The 14866-nt window shown below is 66.6% G+C and carries 14 protein-coding genes; 10 read left to right on the forward strand and 4 right to left on the reverse strand.

What is annotated here, in order from left to right:
- Positions 1–27 precede the first annotated feature (27 nt).
- The 3 genes from B146_RS0120030 to B146_RS0120040 form a co-directional block, all read right to left on the reverse strand.
- Positions 28–1563, reverse strand: a complete 1536-nt coding sequence (locus tag B146_RS0120030; RefSeq protein ID WP_019998268.1) for a UxaA family hydrolase — start codon at positions 1561–1563, stop codon at positions 28–30.
- A 136-nt stretch (positions 1564–1699) separates the two neighbouring features.
- The gene (locus tag B146_RS0120035; protein ID WP_019998269.1) at positions 1700–2158 is read right to left on the reverse strand and encodes an RbsD/FucU family protein; all 459 of its coding nucleotides are present in this window, start codon (positions 2156–2158) and stop codon (positions 1700–1702) included.
- A gap of 13 nt (positions 2159–2171) precedes the next feature.
- On the reverse strand, positions 2172–3455 hold the full coding sequence (locus B146_RS0120040) for an L-fuconate dehydratase (RefSeq protein WP_019998270.1): 1284 nt from the start codon (positions 3453–3455) through the stop codon (positions 2172–2174).
- Positions 3456–3556: 101 nt separating this feature from the next.
- Here B146_RS0120040 and B146_RS0120045 point away from each other — a divergent pair, with 101 nt between their 5' ends.
- Genes B146_RS0120045 through B146_RS0120055 form a run of 3 tightly spaced genes read left to right on the forward strand, consistent with a single transcriptional unit; the run spans position 3557 to position 6036 of the window.
- Positions 3557–4360 carry an IclR family transcriptional regulator gene (locus B146_RS0120045; protein WP_019998271.1) on the forward strand — a complete coding sequence of 268 codons (804 nt, stop codon included), beginning with the start codon at positions 3557–3559 and terminating at the stop codon, positions 4358–4360.
- Positions 4361–4416: 56 nt separating this feature from the next.
- Positions 4417–5157, forward strand: coding sequence for an SDR family oxidoreductase (locus tag B146_RS0120050; protein WP_019998272.1), 741 nt, complete (start codon positions 4417–4419; stop codon positions 5155–5157).
- 36 nt (positions 5158–5193) lie between these two features.
- A complete protein-coding gene (locus tag B146_RS0120055) occupies positions 5194–6036 on the forward strand; it encodes a fumarylacetoacetate hydrolase family protein (RefSeq protein ID WP_019998273.1) in 843 nt (280 codons plus the stop codon).
- A 44-nt stretch (positions 6037–6080) separates the two neighbouring features.
- Here B146_RS0120055 and B146_RS0120060 read toward each other — a convergent pair whose 3' ends face one another.
- The gene (locus B146_RS0120060; protein WP_019998274.1) at positions 6081–6773 is read right to left on the reverse strand and encodes a FadR/GntR family transcriptional regulator; all 693 of its coding nucleotides are present in this window, start codon (positions 6771–6773) and stop codon (positions 6081–6083) included.
- Between the two features lie 302 nt (positions 6774–7075).
- Here B146_RS0120060 and B146_RS0120065 point away from each other — a divergent pair, with 302 nt between their 5' ends.
- The 7 genes from B146_RS0120065 (at position 7076) to B146_RS0120095 (ending at position 14861) form a co-directional block, all read left to right on the forward strand.
- On the forward strand, positions 7076–8629 hold the full coding sequence (locus tag B146_RS0120065) for a sugar ABC transporter ATP-binding protein (protein ID WP_026358789.1): 1554 nt from the start codon (positions 7076–7078) through the stop codon (positions 8627–8629).
- 7 nt (positions 8630–8636) lie between these two features.
- The gene (locus tag B146_RS0120070; protein ID WP_019998276.1) at positions 8637–9662 is read left to right on the forward strand and encodes an ABC transporter permease; all 1026 of its coding nucleotides are present in this window, start codon (positions 8637–8639) and stop codon (positions 9660–9662) included.
- Positions 9663–9739: 77 nt separating this feature from the next.
- Positions 9740–10687 carry an ABC transporter substrate-binding protein gene (locus B146_RS0120075; RefSeq protein WP_019998277.1) on the forward strand — a complete coding sequence of 316 codons (948 nt, stop codon included), beginning with the start codon at positions 9740–9742 and terminating at the stop codon, positions 10685–10687.
- A gap of 71 nt (positions 10688–10758) precedes the next feature.
- Positions 10759–11772: an aldo/keto reductase gene (locus tag B146_RS0120080; RefSeq protein ID WP_019998278.1), complete on the forward strand. Its 1014-nt coding sequence runs from the start codon at positions 10759–10761 to the stop codon at positions 11770–11772.
- A gap of 46 nt (positions 11773–11818) precedes the next feature.
- A complete protein-coding gene (locus B146_RS0120085) occupies positions 11819–12832 on the forward strand; it encodes a zinc-binding alcohol dehydrogenase family protein (protein ID WP_019998279.1) in 1014 nt (337 codons plus the stop codon).
- A 188-nt stretch (positions 12833–13020) separates the two neighbouring features.
- A complete protein-coding gene (locus tag B146_RS0120090) occupies positions 13021–13695 on the forward strand; it encodes a FadR/GntR family transcriptional regulator (protein ID WP_019998280.1) in 675 nt (224 codons plus the stop codon).
- The gene (locus B146_RS0120095) at positions 13692–14861 is read left to right on the forward strand and encodes a PLP-dependent transferase (protein WP_019998281.1); all 1170 of its coding nucleotides are present in this window, start codon (positions 13692–13694) and stop codon (positions 14859–14861) included. Before B146_RS0120090 ends, B146_RS0120095 begins: the two co-directional genes overlap by 4 nt.
- Positions 14862–14866 lie beyond the last annotated feature (5 nt).

The following is a 14866-nucleotide window of genomic DNA, read 5'->3' on the forward strand; positions in this document are numbered from 1 at the left end:
CGGCGCCCCCGGTGCTGCCGGGGGCGCTCAGGTGATCGCGCCGATCTGCCAGGGCACGAACTCGTTGTCGCCGTAGTCGTAGATTTCGCTCAGCGTCTGCTTGCCCGAGGCGACGTCGAGGATGAAGTCGAACATGCGCTGGCCGGATTCCTCGATCGTCTCCTCGCCGGTGACGATGCCGCCGCAGTTGATGTCCATGTCCTCCTTCATCCGGTCGAACATCTCGGTGTTCGTCGCGACCTTGATGGTCGGCACCGGCTTCCAGCCCGAAACGGAGCCGCGCCCGGTGGTGAAGACCAGCATGTTGCAGCCGCCCGCGATCTGCCCGGTGACGGCGACCGGATCGTATCCCGGCGTGTCCATGAAGACGAAGCCCGGCTTGTCGATCGTCTCGGCATATTCATAGACCGCCTCGAGCGGCATGGTGCCGCCCTTGGCGACCGCGCCGAGCGACTTTTCCAGGATCGTGGTGAGGCCGCCGGCCTTGTTGCCGTGCGAGGGATTGTTGTTCAGCTCCGCCCCGTGGCGCGCCGTGTAGCCGCGCCACCATTCGATGCGCGCCATCAGCTTTTCGGCGACTGCCGGCGTCACCGCGCGGCGGGTGAGAAGGTGCTCCGCGCCGTAGATTTCGGGTGTTTCGGCCAGACACGTCGTGCCGCCATGGCGCACCAGAAGGTCGGAGGCGTAGCCGAGCGCGGGGTTGGCGGAGATGCCGCTATAGCCGTCCGACCCGCCACATTCGAGCGCGAGCTTCAGGCCCGAGAGCGGCTGCTCGGTGCGCTCGGCCGCGTTCACGGTCGGCAGCATCTCGCGGATGATGGAGGCGGCTTCCTCCACCGTGCGCCTGGTACCGCCCAGTTCCTGAATGGTCATGGTACGCAGGAGCGGGCCTTCGGTGAGGCCGTATTTGTCTGTGATGAGCGAGATCTGGTTGGTCTCGCAGCCGAGACCGATCATCAGGATCGCGCCGAAATTCGGGTGCCGCGCATAGCCGGACAGCGTGCGCGTCAGCACCTCGTAACCCTCGGTCTTGACCGAGAGAGCGCAGCCCTGGCCATGCGTGAGGGCGACGACGCCGTCCACATTCGGGAAACCGTCGAGCCCGCCCTTGTTGTTGAAGTGGTCGGCAATGGCGCGAGAGACCGTGGCCGAGCAGTTCACCGAGGAGACGATGCCGATATAGTTGCGCGTTCCGACCTGCCCGTCCGCGCGCGCATAGCCCATGAAGGTGCGCCGCTCGGCCTCGGGAAGAAGCGGCGTCGCGCGCGCGTCGGAGGCGAAGTGATGATCGGCGTGGCTGTCCTGCATGGCGAGATTGTGCAGGTGGACATGCTCGCCGGGCGCGATCGGGCGCGAGGCCGTGCCGATCACCTGCCCGTATTTCAGGACCGGCTGGCCTTCCGCGATGGCGCGGAGCGCGACCTTGTGGCCGCTCGCGATGTCCACGGTTGCACGCAGGCCCCCCGGCAGCGGATCGCCCGCCTTCACCGGACGGCGCGCGACGGCGACATTGTCCTCGCCGTTCAGGACGATGATGGGGGAAACCTCTGAGACGACGGACATGACCCCTCCCGGGAACGAAGAAGGGCCGCGCCAGAGGCAGCGGCCCTTTTCGATGAAAATGACTTTTGCTGACAAAAGTCATTCCATTTTGGTCCCGTGCCGTCAAGCGCCGCGAGGCGTCAGGCGGCGCGGAAGGTCAGTAGGCGGGACGCTCGCCCGCCACGACGCCCTTGCGCAGGAGGAAGCAGCCGTAGAAGCGCGGGTCGGCGACCTTCACCACGGCAAAGCTCCGCTTGGCCGCCTCGTAGAAGGCGTAGCGCTCGATCGCGACGATCGGCACGGTCTCGCCGGCCGCCTCGATCTCGGCGCGCACCGCCGCGCGGGGCTCCGGCACCTCGTCCGGCTTGCCGACGACTTCCATGCAGCGCACGGGATCGTCCACGAACCCGTCGAGCGGCAGGAGGCTGAGAATGGCGCGGGCGGCGCGGTCGATCGGCACGGCGCCGAGATTGACGAGTTCGCCCGAGACCGTCTCGGCCGCAACCGCTTCGGCCGGGAAGTTGCCGTCCACCAGCGTGATGTCGTCGCCATGGCCCATGGCCGCCAGAACCCAAAGGAGGTCCGGCGTCAGAATGGGGTCGAGTGTCTTCAGCATGGGTGTCTTGCCCTTAGGAACGGTGGAGATGCGCTTCGATGGACGCCGGCTTCATCTCGATGGAGAAGCCGGGCGCCTGGGGCGGGAAGTAGCGGCCGCCACGCACATCGCAGGGCTCGAAGAAATGCTCGTGCAGATGATCGACATATTCGGCGACGCGTCCGTCCCAGCTTCCCGAGATCGAGAGATAGTCGATCATCGAGAGATGCTGAACATATTCGCACAGGCCCACGCCACCGGCATGGGGGCAGACGGGCTTCTCGAACTTGGCGGCCATCAGCATGATCGCCAGATTCTCGTTGAGGCCACCGACGCGCGCGGCGTCGATCTGCACCACGTCGATCGCCTCGGCCTGGAGGAACTGCTTGAAGAGAATGCGGTTCTGGCACATCTCGCCGGTCGCGACCTTGACCGGGGCGACGCCGCGCCGGATCGCCTGATGGCCGAGCACGTCGTCGGGCGAGGTCGGCTCCTCGATGAACCACGGGTTGAACTGGGCGAGTTCCTTCACCCAGTCGATCGCCTCGCCGACTTCCCAGATCTGGTTGGCGTCGATCATCAGCATCCGATCCGGGCCGATTTCCTCGCGCAGGATGCGGCAGCGGCGCTTGTCGTCCTCGAGATCGCGCCCGACCTTGAGCTTGAAATGCGACCAGCCCTCGGCAATGCCCTCGCGGCACAGGCGGCGGATCTTGTCGTCGTCATAGCCGAGCCAGCCGGCCGAGGTCGTGTAGCTCGGATAGCCTTCCGCCATCAGCTTCTCGCGGCGGGCGGCCTGACCGTCCTTGGCGCGCTTCAGAATTTCCAGGGCTTCGCCTTGCGTCAGCGCGTTGGAAAGATAGCGGAAATCGACGAGACGGACGATCTCCTCCGGCTGCATGTCGGAGACGAGCTGCCAGACCGGCTTGCCCTCGGCCTTGGCGTAGAGGTCCCAGACCGCGTTGACCACGGCGCCCGTCGCCAGATGCATGACGCCCTTGTCCGGGCCGACCCAGCGCAGCTGCGAATCACCCGTCACGAAGCGCCAGAACTCGCCCATGTTCCGGGTGATCTCGGAGAGCTTCAGCCCGTGGAGCTTGGGCGCCAGAAGATCGATCGCCGCGCGGCAGAGATCGTTGCCCCGGCCGATCGTGAAGGTCAGGCCGTGCCCTTCCGGCCCGCCATCGGTCTCGAAGGCGACATAGGCGGCGGAATAATCCGGGTCCGGGTTCATCGCGTCCGACCCGTCCTTCTGCAGGGACGTCGGAAAGCGGATGTCGTAGGAGCGATGCGTTTGGATCGTCCAGTCCTGAGCCATGGTTCCTCCCGAGCGCCCGGCCAATGGACGCGCTCTTGGTTTCTGATATGAAATGGGTAATCATGAGTGAAACGGATCGTCAAGCGACAGGGAGCGAGCGGATGGCAGACGAGGACGCCGATGACGGCACCGGCCGCCCCGATCGCGAGCGGCGCTACACCGCCCCGGCGCTGGAAAAAGGGCTGGATATTCTGGAGCTTCTGTCGGCCTCGCGCGAGGCGCTGACCCTGCAGCAGATCGGCGACGGGGTGGGCCGCACCAAGGGCGAAATCTTTCGCATGGTAAGCGTGCTTCAGGACCGGCTCTATATCGAGCGCACCGAAAGCGAGGATCGCTTCCGCGTCACCGACCGCCTGTTTCGCCTGGGGCTCAACCGCCCGGTGAACCGCTCGCTGGTGGAAACCGCCCTGCCCTTCATGAACGCCTTCTCGGACGCGACCGGCTATGCCTGCCATCTCGCCGTGCCCAGCGAAACGCAGATGGTGGTGATCGCGCGCGTGGAAAGCACCAGCCATATCGGCTTCACCGTGCGCATCGGCTATCGCCAGCCCCTCACGCTGACCGGCTCGGGGCGCTGCCTTCTCGCCTTCATGAGCGCGCGCCGCCGCCATCGCACGCTGCTCGACATTCACCGCGAAGACCCCGCCTTCGATCTCGACGCGCTGGAGCCGGAACTGTCAGCCATCCGCGCGAGCGGCCATGTGGCGCGCCCGAGCGGGCTTTCGGAGGCGGTGATCGATCTTTCGGTTCCCGTGTCGGAAGCGCACGAGGGCGGGGCGATCGCGGCTCTCACCTGCCCTTACCTGCGCATTCGCCTGAACCCCTGGGAGCCGGACGCGCTGATCGCCGAGCTCGCCCAGGCCGCCGGCCGCATCGGGCAAGGGCTCGCGCTGCAGCAGGATTGATTTACCCGCGCATCCATGATGTACCCTTGAAACGACAGACCGGAGGAGAGAAGCGGATGGCTGGACGGCTCGCAGGCAAGACGGCGGTGGTGACGGCCGCGGCGCAGGGGATGGGACGCGCGGCGGCGCTGGAGTTCGCGGCGGAGGGCGCCAAGGTTCTGGCGACCGACATCAACGCGGCGGCCCTCGAAGAGCTGAAGGCCCATGGCATCGAGACGCTGGTTCTCGACGTCACCGACGCCGAGGCGGTGAAGGCCTTCTGCGCCGCGCACGACGCGCCGGATATCCTCTTCAACTGCGCGGGCTACGTCCACGCCGGCACGATCCTCGAATGCGAGGAAAAGGATTTCGACTTCTCGGTCGCGCTGAACGTGCGCTCCATGTACCGGCTCATCCGGGGCTTCCTGCCGGGCATGATCGACCGGGGCGGCGCGTCCATCGTCAACATGGCGTCCGTCGCCTCCAGCGTCATCGCCGCGCCCAACCGCTTCATCTACGGCACCACCAAGGCCGCCGTCGTCGGCCTCACCAAGTCGGTCGCGGCCGATTTCGTGACCAAGGGCATCCGCTGCAACTGCATCTGCCCCGGCACGGTGGAAAGCCCCTCGCTCGGCGACCGGATGCGCGCGCTCGGCGACTACGAGACGGCGCGGGCCGCCTTCATCGCGCGCCAGCCCATGGGCCGGCTCGGAACGCCCGAGGAAATGGCCAAGCTCGCCACCTTCCTCGCCTCCGACGAGTCCGGCTTCATGACGGGCCAGGCGCTCGTCGTGGATGGCGGCTGGTCCAACGTCTGACGCACGACACGCACTGAGACACCAAGGGAGACTGCCATGAAACTGCTTCGCCACGGCGCGCCCGGCGCGGAAAAGCCCGGCCTTCTGGACGCGGACGGCCGCATCCGCGACCTGTCGGCCCATGTGAGCGACCTCGCCGGCCGCTGGCTGACGCCGGAGGGCCTGGCCGAGATCGCCGCGCTCGACGCCTCGACCCTGCCGCTCGTGGACGGCAACCCGCGTCTCGGCGCCTGCGTGGCCGGCACCGGCAAGTTCATCTGCATCGGCCTCAACTATTCCGACCACGCGGCCGAAACGGGTGCCACTGTGCCGTCCGAGCCGATCATCTTCATGAAGGCGACCTCGGCCATCGTCGGCCCGAACGACGACATCGAAATCCCGCGCGGGTCGCAGAAGACCGACTGGGAGGTCGAGCTCGGCGTCGTCATCGGCAAGACCGCGAAGTATGTCTCGGAGGCCGAGGCGCTGGATCACGTCGCCGGCTATTGCGTCATCAACGACGTGTCCGAGCGCGCCTTCCAGACCGAACGCCAGGGCCAGTGGACCAAGGGCAAGAGCTGCGACACGTTCGGCCCGACCGGCCCCTGGCTGGTGACCAGGGACGAAGTGGCCGACCCGCAGAATCTCGGCATGTGGCTGGAGGTGAACGGCCATCGCTACCAGGACGGCTCCAGCCGCACCATGGTCTATGGCGTCGCCCATCTCGTCTCCTACCTGTCGCAATTCATGAGCCTGCAGCCGGGCGACATCATCTCCACCGGCACGCCTCCGGGCGTCGGCCTCGGCCAGAAGCCCAACGTCTTCCTGAAGGCGGGCGACGTGATCGAACTCGGCATCGAGGGCCTGGGCACGCAGCGCCAGACCTGCCGCCAGGGCTGATGACTTTCGGGCGCGGGAGGCTCTTCCAATCCCGCGTCCATCTTCTAATCCCGCGTCCATCGCTCGCGCGAGGCTTCGAGATGCATCCGCATGGCCGATTGCGCCAGAAGCGGATCGCCCGAGGCCAGCGCGTCGAGGATCGTCTCATGCTCGGCGAGCGCCACGCGCCAGGTTTCCGGCGTCTCGAAGCGCACGCTGAGCTGGGCCGAGATCGGGCTGTGGCGGTCGTCGAAAAGCTCGCGCACGATGCGCACCAGAACGGCATTGCCGGTCTGGGCGGCGATGGTGAGGTGAAACAGCCGGTCCTGCTCCAGCGGCTTGCGACCGGCCTCGATATCGGCCGCCATGGCGGCGAGCACCTGGCGAAGCTGCGCCAGCGCCTCCGGGGTCATCCGCCCGACCGCCAGAAAGGCGACCGTGCTTTCCACGGCGGCGCGGGCGCGCATGAGTTCGGACGGGCTTTCGCCGAGCGGGCGCGTCGGCTCGTCAGCCGCCTCGCCCGGCGCGCAGACATAAACGCCCGACCCCATGCGGATTTCAACGCTGCCGTCGATTTCCAGCGCGATCAGCGCCTCGCGCAGGGACGGGCGCGACACGCCGAGCTGCCCCGCCAGCTCCCGTTCGGCGGGAAGGCGCGAGCCCGGCGGAAACTGACCCTCGCGGATCAGGCCGCGAATCTGGTCGGCCACCTGTTGGTAAAGGCGTCGTCCATCCACGACCTTGATGGCTTCTGACATGCATCCCTCCCGGATTGGCCTGACCATAGCGCCGATCCAACCGAACTGGAAAGGTCATTCCGCCGCACAATCGCGATGATGCAGCGCATCAAACGCGCGCCGTGAGAATAACTCGGACTAGATCTTTCTCAGATCAAAAACTGGCTTGACCAATTTTCAAGAGCGGCCTAACCCTACAGGCAACGGGCCGATGGCCTGACGGCGGACCGGGAGGAACGGGCCGCGCGACGCTTCCTTTGCGAGGCGGGAGGATCAGAATGCAGGAGATGACTTCCAGCCCCGCCCAGGCGGGTGGCGGCGCCATGCCGCGCGCCGATCGGGGCGCCTCGTCGGCACCGGCCGGCGAGACCATTCTGCAGCTTCGGGACATCACCAAGGAATTTCCCGGCGTGAAGGCGCTCGGCGGCGTGTCCTTCGACCTGCGCCGGGGCGAGGTTCATGCCGTGTGCGGCGAGAACGGCGCCGGCAAGTCCACCCTGATGAAGATCATCAGCGGCCTGTATCAGCCGACCTCGGGGACGATCGTCTACAAGGGCGAGGAGCGCCATTTCGCGTCGACCACGCAGTCCGAAGCGCTCGGCATCGCCATCATCCACCAGGAGTTGAACCTCGTTCCGCACCTGTCGATCGCCGAAAACATCTATCTGGCGCGCGAGCCGCGCGTCGCCGGCCTTTTCGTGGACCGCGCCAAGCTGCGCCGCGACGCGGGCGCCTGCCTCCAGCGCCTCGGCCTGTCGCTCGATCCCGATGCCCAAGTGCGCGGTCTCTCGGTCGCCCAGTGCCAGATGGTGGAAATCGCCAAGGCCCTGTCGCTGAACGCCGAAGTGCTCATCATGGACGAGCCGACCTCCTCGCTCACCGAAAGCGAGACGGCGGTTCTGTTCGACGTGATCCGCGACCTGAAGGCGTCGGGCGTCGGCATCGTCTATATCTCGCACCGCCTGGACGAGATGGCCGAGATCGTGGACCGCGTCACGATCCTGCGCGATGGGCGCTATGTCTCGACCGACGACTTCGCCGCCCTCACCGTCGACGACATCGTCGCCCGCATGGTCGGCCGCTCGCTCGAAGAGAAGTTCCCCGATCGCATTTCCGTGCCGACCGAAGACGTGTTGATGCGCGTCGAAGGCCTGTCGCGCGCCGGCGTCTTCGAGAACATCGACTTCACGCTGCGGCGGGGCGAAATCCTCGGCTTTGCCGGCCTCATGGGCGCGGGGCGCACGGAAGTCGCGCGCGCCATCTTCGGCGCCGATCCGCTGGATTCCGGCACGGTCGAGCTCTTCGGCCGCAAGGTGTCGATCCAGTCGCCGCAGGACGCGATCCGCGAAGGGCTCGCCTATCTCTCGGAAGACCGCAAGAGCCATGGGCTCGCGGTGAAGATGCCGGTCGCCGCCAACATGACGCTGGCCCATCTGGACGGCGTGTCGAAGGGCGGGTTCATCGACTTCGCCGAGGAAGACAAGGTCGCCCAGCGCTATGTCGACCTCCTCAGCATCCGCACCCCTTCCGTGCATCAGGTGACGCGGCTTCTGTCGGGCGGCAACCAGCAGAAGATCATCATCGGCAAGTGGCTGTTTCGCCAGTCGCGCATCCTGTTCTTCGACGAGCCGACGCGCGGCATCGACGTCGGCGCCAAGTTCCAGATCTACAAGATCATGGACGAGCTGGCCTCGCAGGGCATCGGCGTCATCTTGATCTCGTCCGAACTTCCCGAAATCCTCGGCCTGACCGACCGCGTCGCCGTGTTCCACGAAGGCCGCATCACCGGCATCCTGGACACCAGGCGGACCTCGCAGGAAGAGATCATGCTTTACGCCTCGGGCCACGCCCGCCGCGCGCCCAGCCTTGCGCATTGAGGACGCCATGACCACCATTCCCCAAGACAAGACGCGCGGCCCGCTCCTCAGCGACCGGCAGAAGGACATGATCCAGAAGTTCGCCGCGCTCGGCAGCCTTCTGGCCCTCGTGGTCGTGTTCTCGGCAACGTCGGACGCGTTTCTCTCCGTCAACAACGGCATGACGATCGCCCTTCAGGTCACGTCGATCGCGCTGCTCGGCATTGGCGCGACCTGCGTCATCATCACCGGCGGCATCGACCTCTCGGTCGGCTCGGTCCTGGCGCTGGCCGGCGTCTGCGCCGCCCTGGCGGTGAAGGAACTCGGAATGCCGGTTCCGATCGGCATGCTGCTCGGCATTCTCGTCGGCACGCTCTGCGGCGTCGTCAACGGCCTCGCCATCACCCGCGCCAAGCTGCCGCCCTTCATCGCGACGCTCGGCATGATGATGGTGGCGCGCGGTCTCGCCCTCCAGATCACCGGCGCGCGCGCCGTCTCGGGGCTCGGCGACAGTTTCGGCGAACTCGGCAACGGCGCCCTGTTCCGCATGGTGACGATCGGCGACGACGGCTTCCCGTCCGTCACCTTCCCCGGCATCCCCTATCCGGTCATCCTCATGATCGTGATCGCCATCGCGGTCGCCATCATGCTGCGCCGGACCGTGCTCGGCCGTCACATCTATTCGGTCGGCTCCAACGCGGAAGCGGCGCGCCTGTCCGGCGTCAATGTCGCCCGCGTCACGCTCTTCACCTATGTCCTGTCGGGCACGCTCGCCGGCCTCACGGGCTGCGTTCTCATGTCCCGCCTCGTCACCGCCCAGCCGAACGAAGGCGTGATGTACGAGCTCGACGCCATCGCCAGCGCCGTGATCGGCGGCACCTCGCTCATTGGCGGCGTCGGCACGATTTCCGGCACCATGATCGGCGCCTTCGTCATCGGCATCCTGCGCAACGGCCTTAACATGAACGGTGTCTCGGCCTTCACGCAGCAGATCATCATCGGCCTCGTGATCCTGGCGACCGTGTGGATCGACCAGCTTCGCAACCGCCGCTGACCATGCATGCCCGGCGCGTGCGGGAGATCGAAGAAGCGCGCGCCGGGTTCGTTCCAAGCTCAAAGGGAGAAACATTCATGCGCACATTCGCCGCCATTCTCGCCGGCTCGGCCCTCGCCCTCGTCTCCTTCGCCGCGCAGGCCGCCGAAAAGGAAGTCGCGGTCATCGTCAAGACGGTGAACTCGACCTTCTGGCAGAACGTCCAGAAGGGTGTCGACGCCGCCAAGAAGGACCTGCCGGAAGGCTACACGACGACCTTCAACGGCCCGGCCTCGGAATCGGCCATCGCCGATCAGGTCAACATGGTCGAGAACGCCGTGAACCGTCAGGTCGCCGGCATCATCCTCGCCCCGTCCGACCCGGACGCGCTCGTGCCCGCCATCAAGAAGGCCTGGGAAGCCCGCATTCCGGTCGTCCTGATCGACAGCCAGATCAACGAGAGCGGCGCGCAGTACTACCAGTCCTTCCTGGCGACCGACAACAAGAAGGCCGGCGAACTCTCCGCCAAGGCGCTGATCGACAAGGTCGGGACCGAGGGCAAGATCGCGGTCATGTCCTATGTCGCGGGCGCGGGCTCCGAGATCGGCCGCGTCGGCGGCTTCACCGACTATATCAAGGCGAACTCCAAGCTTCAGATCGTCGGCCCGTTCTACTCGCAGTCGCAGATGGCGACGGCGCTGAACCAGACGACCGACGTCCTGGCCTCGAACCCCGACCTCAAGGGCATTTTCGGCGCCAACGAGCCGACCGCCATCGGCATGGGCCGCGCCCTCGCGCAGTCCGGCAAGGCCGGCAAGGTCGTCGCGATCGGCTTCGACGGCAACGAGGACCTGCAGAACTTCGTCAAGGACGGCACGCTCGCGGCCATCGCGGTTCAGGGCTCGTTCCAGATGGGCGAACTCGGCACCCAGACCATCGCCAAGCTCCTCAAGAAGGAGAAGGTCGAGAAGATGCAGGACACCGGCGTCGTGATGGTCACCAAGGAGAACATCGACAAGCCGGAAGCCAAGAACGTTCTCTACTAAACCGATCTCCCGCCGGCGGCTTCCATGCCGCCGGCGGGCCTTTTCTTCTCTTCGATCGAAAGCCTGACGTGATGAAGACGACGGATCGCCGCGAACTGCCGAACGGCAAGGTCAGCCTCACCGCGCTCGGCCTCGGCTGCGCGCAGATGGGCAACCTCCTGAAGCTCATGCCCTTCGCCGACGCGCGCGACACCGCCGACGCGGCCTGGGATGCGGGCATCCGCTATTTTGACACCGCGCCCTTCTACGGATTCACGCGCTCCGAGCGCCGCCTCGGCGCGATCCTCGACGAGCGCCAGCGCTCCGACTTCGCCATCAGCACCAAGGTCGGCCGGCTCATGGTGCCGGACGCCGACGTCGGCGCGGAAGCCGAGGGCTATCTCAACCCCGCCCCGTTCCATCAGGTCTACGACTACAGCTACGACGCGATCCTGCGCTCCTTCGACGCCAGCCAGCAGCGCCTCGGCATGGTGCGCTTCGACATTCTCTATGTCCACGATATCGGCCGCGTCACGCATGGCGAGCGGCACGAGCATCACTGGAACCAGCTCACCAAGGGCGGCGGCTTCAAGGCGCTCAGCGAGCTTCGCCAGGACGGGCGCATCGGCGGCTTCGGCCTCGGCGTCAACGAGTGGGAAGCCGTCAGCGAGGCGTTGGACGAGTGCGACCTCGACGTGTCCATGCTGGCCGGGCGCTACACGCTGCTGGAGCAGGAAAGCCTCGGCCTTCTCCGGAAGTGCCTCGATCGCGGCGCGCGCATCGTGGTGGCCGGCGCCTTCAATTCCGGGGTTCTGGCCGGCAACAACACGTTCAACTACGGCGACGCGCCGGCCGAGATCATCGCGCAGGTGGAAAAGCTGCGGGCCGTCGCGGCCGAGTTCGGCGTCGCCATCCAGGCGGCCGCGCTGCAATTTGCCATGGCGCACCCGGCCGTCGTATCCTGCGTGTCGGGCGCGCGCAACGCACGGCAGATCCGCTCCAATGTCGAGTGGTTCGAGGCCGAGATCCCCACCGGCTTCTGGCAGGCGCTGCGCGAGCGCGGCCTTGTCGCCGAGGGCACGCCGCTGCCGGGTCTTTCCGGCTGACATTTCCGTTCCGTCTTCTCCTCCGCCCTTCCAGCGAGCCTGCCCCATGCTGACGATCACCTGCGAAACGCCCGGAACGCTCAAGGCCGAGACCCGGGCCAAGCCCGCGCGGCGCGAAGGCGAGGTTCTCGTGAAGATCCGCCGCATCGGCGTGTGCGGCACGGACCTCCACATCTTCTCCGGCAACCAGCCCTATCTCGCCTATCCCCGCGTCATGGGCCACGAGCTCGCCGGCACGGTGGAAGAGGCGCCGGAAGGCTCGGCTCTGGAAGCGGGCGAGCAGGTCTATATCATCCCCTATCTTTCCTGCGGCCAGTGCCATGCCTGCCGGCAGGGCAAGACCAATTGCTGCTCCAACATTCAGGTGCTCGGCGTCCACCGCGACGGCGGCATGACGGAATATCTCTCGCTGCCCGAGCGCTTCGTTCGCAGCGCCGAGAGCATCACGCTGGATCAGGCCGCGATGGTCGAGTTTCTCGCCATCGGCGCCCATGCGGTGCGGCGAGGCGCGGTGATGGACGGGCAGAACGTGCTCGTCGTCGGCGCGGGGCCGATCGGCATCGCCGCCGCGATCTTCGCCCGGCTGCGGGGCGGTCGCGTCACCATGCTCGACACGCGGGAGGATCGGCTCGACTTCGCGCGGGAACATCTCGGCATTCACGCCGCCGTGCAGGTCGGCGAGGGCGACCGGGAGCAATTGGCGGCGCTGACGAACGGCGACTTCTTCGACGCCGTGTTCGACGCGACCGGCAACCCGAAGGCCATGGAACGGGGCTTCGGCTTCGTCGGCCATGGCGGCTCCTATGTGCTCGTCTCGATCGTCGCGAGCGACATCAGCTTCAACGACCCGGAATTCCACAAGCGCGAAACGACGCTGCTCGGCAGCCGCAACGCGACGCCGGAGGATTTCGAGGCCGTGGTGGACGCGCTGCGCGCCGGGCAGGTTCCGAGCGAAGCGCTGCTGACGCACGCCATGACGCTGGACGAAGTGCCGGAGCGTTTCGCCGGCCTGCTCGACCCCGCCGCCGGCGTCATCAAGGCCATGGTGCGGATCGACTGATCCCTCTCCCCCTTCCGATCTGCCTCTCATCAACGCCTCGAACCTTTGGTTCGGGGCGCTTTTGTTTTGCGCTGCACAATCTTTAACCTTGAATAAGGATTGACCACGGTCTCCGAGGCCGTAAGATGTCAGACCAATTCCCTACGGTTTTGGTGGTCGACTTGGACGGTCTTTCTCCCCTTCCCCCGATGGATCGGCTGCGCGACACGCTGGACGCGCTCGGCCGTTTCATCGAAGGATCGGGCCTGAAGGTGGGCGACCGTCTGCCGGCCGAGCGCGAGTTGATGCAGGCGCTGGGCGTCGGACGCTCCACGATCCGCGAGGCGGCGCGCCAGCTTCAGGCGCTGGGCGTCGTGGAAACCCGCAAGGGGAGCGGCTCCTATCTCCTGCGCCCGCTTTCCGCCGCGACCGTCCACATGCCCTTGTCGATCACCGCGACGGGCCTGCGCGAGGCCTTGCTTCAGACGCTCGACATCCGCCGTGGGCTGGAGGCCGAAGCCAGCGCGCTCGCCGCCATCCGGCACACGCCGGACGATCTCGCCCGCATGGAGGAGCGCCTCGTCGAGATGGAGCGCGTGCACATCCAGAACGGCACGGCCGGTCCGGAAGACCTTCTCTTCCACCTGTCGATCTACGATGCGGCGCAGAACCCGCTGTTTCGCCAGCTTCTGGAGCAGATGCGCGAAGCCTTCGAGCGCTTCTTCGCCAAGCCCTTCGACCGGCCGGATTTCGCCGGCCGCTCCTTCCCCCTTCACCGCGAGATGTTCGACGCGATCGCCGCGCGCGATCCCGGCCTCGCGCGGGAAAAGACCCTCGCCATTCTCGACATCGTCGAGGAGGACATCAAGGACATGTCGCAATGAACGACACCGCCGGGCTCGACCCTTTCTCGCTGATCGCGGCCCATGACGAGCGCCACGCCTTCGACGCCGTGGTGCCGCCGATCGCGCAGACCTCGCTCTTCACGTTCAACTCCTTCGCCGAGATGGAGGAGACTTATCTCGGCCAGCGCGTCCGCCCGACCTACACGCGGGGCCTCAACCCGACCGTGCGCCTGTTCGAGGAAAAGCTCGCGGCCATGGAAGGCGCCGAAGACGCGATGGGGTTCGCGAGCGGCATGGCGGCCATTTCCTCGGCGGTTCTGGCCTTCGCCGAGCCGGGGGACCGGATCGTCGCGGTGCGCCATGTCTATCCGGACGCCTACCGCCTGTTCGAAATCCTCCTGAAGCGCATGCGCATCGAAGTGACCTATGTCGACGGGCGCGACGAGGAAGCCGTCGCCAAGGCACTGCCCGGCGCCAAGCTCTTCTACATGGAAAGCCCGACGAGCTGGGTGATGGAAGCGCACGATGTCGGCGCGCTGGCGGCGCTCGCCAAACAGCACGGCGTCCTTACCATGATCGACAATAGCTGGGCGACGCCGGTCTTTCAGCAGCCCATTTCGCTGGGTGTCGATCTCGTGATCCACTCGGCCTCGAAATATCTCGGCGGCCATTCCGACGTCGTGGCGGGCGTCGTCGCCGGCTCCAAGGCGATGATCCGCGAAATCCGCGCGCAGACCTATCCCTATCTCGGTGGCAAGCTTTCCCCGTTCGACGCCTGGCTCCTGATCCGCGGCCTTCGCACCCTGCCGATCCGCATGCGGGCGCACGAAGCGGATGCGCTCGCCGTCGCCCATCACCTGAAGGCGATGGATTGCGTGGAATCCGTCCAGCATCCCGCGCTCGCCAACGCGCTGCCGGCGGGGCTCACGGGCACGTCCGGCCTCTTCTCCTTCACCTTCAAGGACGGCGTGAACGTGCCGCGCTTTGCCGACACGCTGAAGCTCTTCAAGCTCGGCGTGTCCTGGGGCGGGCATGAAAGCCTCTGCGTTCCGGGGCAGGTCGTCCTGTCGCAGAACCAGGGGCCGAATTCCGGCCATGCCTTCGGCATCTCGCCGCGCTCGGTTCGCCTTCATGTCGGCCTCGAAGGCGCGGGCGCGCTGCGGGCCGATCTCGACGCGGCCGTCGCCGCCGCGCTCGCCGCCTGACCTCG

The organism is Aureimonas ureilytica DSM 18598 = NBRC 106430 (assembly GCF_000382705.1).
Classification (GTDB): domain Bacteria; phylum Pseudomonadota; class Alphaproteobacteria; order Rhizobiales; family Rhizobiaceae; genus Aureimonas; species Aureimonas ureilytica.

Bases quoted from the DNA above. Each gene is read 5' to 3' on its own strand.
- B146_RS0120030 (WP_019998268.1), bottom strand. From the start codon at position 1,563: ATGTCCGTCGTCTCAGAGGTTTCCCCCATCATCGTCCTGAACGGCGAG.
- B146_RS0120035 (WP_019998269.1), bottom strand. From the start codon at position 2,158: ATGCTGAAGACACTCGACCCCATTCTGACGCCGGACCTCCTTTGGGTT.
- B146_RS0120040 (WP_019998270.1), bottom strand. From the start codon at position 3,455: ATGGCTCAGGACTGGACGATCCAAACGCATCGCTCCTACGACATCCGC.
- B146_RS0120045 (WP_019998271.1), top strand. From the start codon at position 3,557: ATGGCAGACGAGGACGCCGATGACGGCACCGGCCGCCCCGATCGCGAG.
- B146_RS0120050 (WP_019998272.1), top strand. From the start codon at position 4,417: ATGGCTGGACGGCTCGCAGGCAAGACGGCGGTGGTGACGGCCGCGGCG.
- B146_RS0120055 (WP_019998273.1), top strand. From the start codon at position 5,194: ATGAAACTGCTTCGCCACGGCGCGCCCGGCGCGGAAAAGCCCGGCCTT.
- B146_RS0120060 (WP_019998274.1), bottom strand. From the start codon at position 6,773: ATGTCAGAAGCCATCAAGGTCGTGGATGGACGACGCCTTTACCAACAG.
- B146_RS0120065 (WP_026358789.1), top strand. From the start codon at position 7,076: ATGCCGCGCGCCGATCGGGGCGCCTCGTCGGCACCGGCCGGCGAGACC.
- B146_RS0120070 (WP_019998276.1), top strand. From the start codon at position 8,637: ATGACCACCATTCCCCAAGACAAGACGCGCGGCCCGCTCCTCAGCGAC.
- B146_RS0120075 (WP_019998277.1), top strand. From the start codon at position 9,740: ATGCGCACATTCGCCGCCATTCTCGCCGGCTCGGCCCTCGCCCTCGTC.
- B146_RS0120080 (WP_019998278.1), top strand. From the start codon at position 10,759: ATGAAGACGACGGATCGCCGCGAACTGCCGAACGGCAAGGTCAGCCTC.
- B146_RS0120085 (WP_019998279.1), top strand. From the start codon at position 11,819: ATGCTGACGATCACCTGCGAAACGCCCGGAACGCTCAAGGCCGAGACC.
- B146_RS0120090 (WP_019998280.1), top strand. From the start codon at position 13,021: ATGGATCGGCTGCGCGACACGCTGGACGCGCTCGGCCGTTTCATCGAA.
- B146_RS0120095 (WP_019998281.1), top strand. From the start codon at position 13,692: ATGAACGACACCGCCGGGCTCGACCCTTTCTCGCTGATCGCGGCCCAT.